Below are 3,804 nucleotides of genomic sequence, written 5' to 3'. Positions count from 1 at the left end.
TCCGCAAAAGATCAGGCCGAAGCCGCAACCTACGCCAAGACCGAGTTTCTGGCGGTGATGAGCCACGAGTTGCGCACGCCGATGAACGGCATCATTGGGCTCACGGAATTGCTGGAAGCCGAACAGCTTTCCGCCACCGCCCGCGCCTATGTATCGACCATTCGCCAGTCGGGCGAAATGCTCTCGGTCTTGCTGGACGATCTTTTGGATATTTCGCGCATCGAAGCCGGGCATGTAAGTTTCGATAACCGCGACTTTAACCTCAGCACCTTGCTGCGCGGCTTGGTCGATCTCACGCGGGTGACGGCGGAAGCCAAGGGGTTGCGGATCGATCTCACCTTGGAGCCGGACTTGCCGCCGCATTTGCGCGGCGATCCGGCGCGGCTGCGGCAGGTGCTGTTCAACCTGCTGGGCAATGCGGTGAAATTTACCCCGCGCGGGGCGGTGCGCCTGACCGTGACCCGCGCCCCCGTGCAAGAATCGGCGCACGAGCAGATTATTCTGCGCTTCATGGTGGAAGATACCGGTATCGGCATTCCGCCCGACGCGCTGCCGCGCCTGTTCGACGCCTTCTATCAGGTGGAAAGCGGCACCGCCCGGCGCTTCGGCGGGTCGGGCCTGGGGCTCGCCATCGGGAAACGGCTGGTCGAGGGCATGGGCGGGCGCATGGGGGTCGAAAGCCAGCTCGGCACCGGTAGCCGCTTTTGGATCGATCTTGGCTTTGCCATTCCAACCGTAGCGCCCGCCGCCCGTCCCGCCAGCCGCCCGCGCAGTGCGCCCGCCTTGGTGGTGCTGTTGGTCGAGGATGAGGAGGTTAACCGGCAGGTGCTCTCCGGCCTGCTGCGCCGCTCGGGCCACCGCGTCGTCATCGCCAAAGATGGGCCGGAGGCGCTGACCGCCTTCGAAAGCCACCGGGTCGATGCCGTGCTCGTCGATCTGCGCTTGCCGGGGATGGACGGGTATGAGGTGTCGCGCCGCCTGCTCGCCCGCGCCACCGAACGGGCCGAGCCGTTGCCGATTTTGGCCGTCACCGCCAATCTGATGCCCGATATTTTTGCCGCCTGTCGGCGCGCGGGCATGTCCGGCGTCTTAGGAAAGCCCATCGATTCCGCCCGGCTGGACCGGGCGCTTGCGATGATTTCCTCCGGGGAAATGCTGTGGGATCAGGAGGGCGCGGGCATGCCCGCCGCCTGGCGCAGCGAGCCGCAACCCAATCTCCCGGCTCCCGCCGACACCGGCCCGCCGCTGCTCGACCCGCAGCCACTGAACGAGCTTTGGGATGCCTTGGGCGAGGATGAAACGCGTCGCCTTCTCGCCGTCTGCCGCAATGTGCTGGAGCGCTATCTTAGCGACCTGACCGACGCGCTCAATGCCGATGCGCGCGCCGACGCCGCCCATAAGCTTGCTGGGGCTGCTGGAAACTATGGTTTCGCCCGCCTCCGCGCCCTCGCCCGCGCGCTGGAGGCCGATCCGCAAGATCGCACCAATCTTCCGATTCTGCGGGCCGTCCACCGGGAGGGACTGCTTGCCCTGGAGGCATGGGAACAGACGGCGCTGGGCGGCGCCAGTATCACCCCGGACGTTGGCCTATGATCCCCGCTTTGCCCGCAAGTCGCCTCGCGCGCGGCCTTGGCCCGCTCGGCGTGATCGGCTCGTGTTTGCTGCATGGGGCGGTTCTCGCGGCGCTGGTGAATGCTGCGGGAACTCGGCCAAGCGCCCCCGCCACCGTTCCGCCCGCCCTGACCGTCGCGCTGCTGACAGTGACGCCGCCCCAGGCTGTCGCCGATCCCGCACCAGCCGAAATGCCTGCGCCCTTACGCGCGGACACAAACCCGCCAGAGCCGCCGCGCCCGACGCAAACCGCCGCGACCGTCCCGCCGCCGCCTCGTCCGAAACCCTCCCCCCGGCCAACCAAGCCCGCCGCTCCGCTGGGTCAAACACTCGCCCCCCTCACAGCGCCGACCGAAACCGCAACCCCAGCCGCGCCGGGGACGCCAACCGAAATTGCCACGGCAACGCCCGCCCCCGCCGACCCCGTTCAGATCAGCACGACCCGCTTCCGCGACCGCGCCCCGCCAAGCTATCCGGCGCAAGCCCTGCGCGATGAGATTGAAGGCGTGGTGCGTTTAAAGCTTTTGGTGAGCCCCGCCGGCCGCGTGCTGGAGGTAAGCGTTCTTAAAAGCTCCGGGCACCGCCCGCTTGATCAGGCAGCGGTGACGGCAGCCCAAGGCTGGACGCTTTACCCCGCCGAAAAAGACGGGCAGCCGGTTCCCGGATGGGCGGAAGTCGATGTGCCGTTTCGGCTGATCGATTAAACGATAGCCGCTGTCTAAGCGCCTGCGATCCGCTGCAGATGGGGCGCAAATTCTGCCAAAATCGCCGCATATAGGCCGCGCTTGAACGGCACGATGGCGGCAAGCACTTCGTCGGGCGTGGCCCAGCGCCATTGCACGAACTCCTGTTCGTGGGCATCCAGGCGAATATCACTATCCTCGCCGTCAAACCGCAGCAGATACCATTTTTGCATCTGTCCGGCGTATTTGCCCTTAAAGGCTTTTCCGGCCAGAAAATCGGGGAAGTCATAGCGCAACCAGTCGGCGCTTTCGGCGACGATCGTGGCGGCGCTCGTGCCGATTTCCTCGCCAAGCTCGCGCAGGGCGGCCTCGCGCGGGTCTTCCCCGTCGTCGATCCCGCCTTGCGGCATTTGCCACGCGCCCGGCGTATCGTCGCGCTCGCCAACGAAAATTCGCCCGGCGCTATTCACCAGCATCAGCCCAACGCCGAGCCGATAGCGGACGCCGTTAACCTCGCGCGTTGCGGTCATTTCCGGCCTACGTCCCGCTCGTCCTGACGGCTGGCGATGCCGGTGACGGGGGCGAGGGCAAAGCCGCGCGGCTCAACCGTTTTAGCCCAAGCGGCAATCGTTTGGATCGCAACCGGGCTGACAGGAACCAGCGCCAACATGGCGCGCTGAACGGTGGAGGCTTTTTCAAGTTGATGCAGAGTTGCCACCAGGGTTGCCGCCTCGTCGGCGCTACCGGGGTCGAAGGCGGCATTGGCAAACGCCCAGGGCACGGCAAAATCGCGCGACAAACGCATCATCGCCGGATGCTCGCTGGCCTGATTATCCACATACATCAGTCCGCGTTCCCGCAAAGCCTGGGCTATCGGGGCCATCGCCATAGCGCTGGCGCCGAAAGAGGGGCCGTATTGGGCGACAACGCCGATGGTGCCTTGCGCGCGGGCGAGAACCCAATCGAGCCGGGCAACATTATCGGCACCGGAATAGGCCCCGACCAGGGTTGCAGGACCCGGATCGATGCGCGGGTAGCTCTCCGGCTCCAAGGCCAGATCGAGCAAAGCCTCGTGCCCGCGCTGGCGGGCGGCGGCCACCGCGTTCGGCGTTTCCGCCGCATAGGGGCTAAAGCTTAAGGAAATTTGCGGCGGCAGGGTGGCAATCGCCCGCTCCGTCACATCGCGCGCAAGGCCAAGGCCGGTCACGACCACGGACAGGCGCGGTTTGGCGTCCGGGGCGTCGAACGGCGCGGCATAGACCTGCCAGGGGGCGCGTTTGCGGTCGGCAGACAGGCGCGGGATCGGGCCATAGGGGCTATCACGCAGCAAACCGGGTTCGACAGCCGCCAGCGGCTGTCCAGGCAGCGCCAACCGCTCGGGCGGCGGAATAACCGTCGGTGATTGGAACACCGGCGCGGGGTCGGGCTTGGCCGCGACCACCGGAGGCTTAGCGGCAACCGGGCTGGAGGGCGCGACCGCCGGGGCGGTTTGCGCGGTCGGGGTCGGCTG

The 3,804-nt window shown here is 66.8% G+C and carries 4 protein-coding genes; 2 read left to right on the top strand and 2 right to left on the bottom strand.

The features are described from left to right. The coding region (locus ACIQ36_RS19115; RefSeq protein ID WP_395832321.1) for an ATP-binding protein at positions 1-1,593 on the top strand (1,593 nt) is incomplete at its 5' end. After that, positions 1,590-2,315, top strand: a complete 726-nt coding sequence (locus ACIQ36_RS19110; RefSeq protein WP_395832319.1) for an energy transducer TonB — start codon at positions 1,590-1,592, stop codon at positions 2,313-2,315. The genes ACIQ36_RS19115 and ACIQ36_RS19110, both read left to right, overlap by 4 nt. A gap of 14 nt (positions 2,316-2,329) precedes the next feature. Here ACIQ36_RS19110 and ACIQ36_RS19105 read toward each other — a convergent pair whose 3' ends face one another. After that, positions 2,330-2,824: an RNA pyrophosphohydrolase gene (locus ACIQ36_RS19105; RefSeq protein WP_395832316.1), complete on the bottom strand. Its 495-nt coding sequence runs from the start codon at positions 2,822-2,824 to the stop codon at positions 2,330-2,332. Further along, positions 2,821-3,804 (bottom strand): divergent polysaccharide deacetylase family protein (locus ACIQ36_RS19100; protein ID WP_395832314.1); only part of this gene is annotated, 984 nt, incomplete at its 5' end. The genes ACIQ36_RS19105 and ACIQ36_RS19100, both read right to left, overlap by 4 nt.

Origin of the sequence: Elstera sp., assembly GCF_044372965.1 — a bacterium.
Lineage (GTDB): Bacteria > Pseudomonadota > Alphaproteobacteria > Elsterales > Elsteraceae > Elstera.
This window is presented reverse-complemented; position numbering and strand designations above follow the sequence as displayed.

Coding starts and splice junctions, on each gene's coding strand:
- ACIQ36_RS19105 (WP_395832316.1), bottom strand. CDS start 2,824: ATGACCGCAACGCGCGAGGTTAACGGCGTCCGCTATCGGCTCGGCGTT.
- ACIQ36_RS19110 (WP_395832319.1), top strand. CDS start 1,590: ATGATCCCCGCTTTGCCCGCAAGTCGCCTCGCGCGCGGCCTTGGCCCG.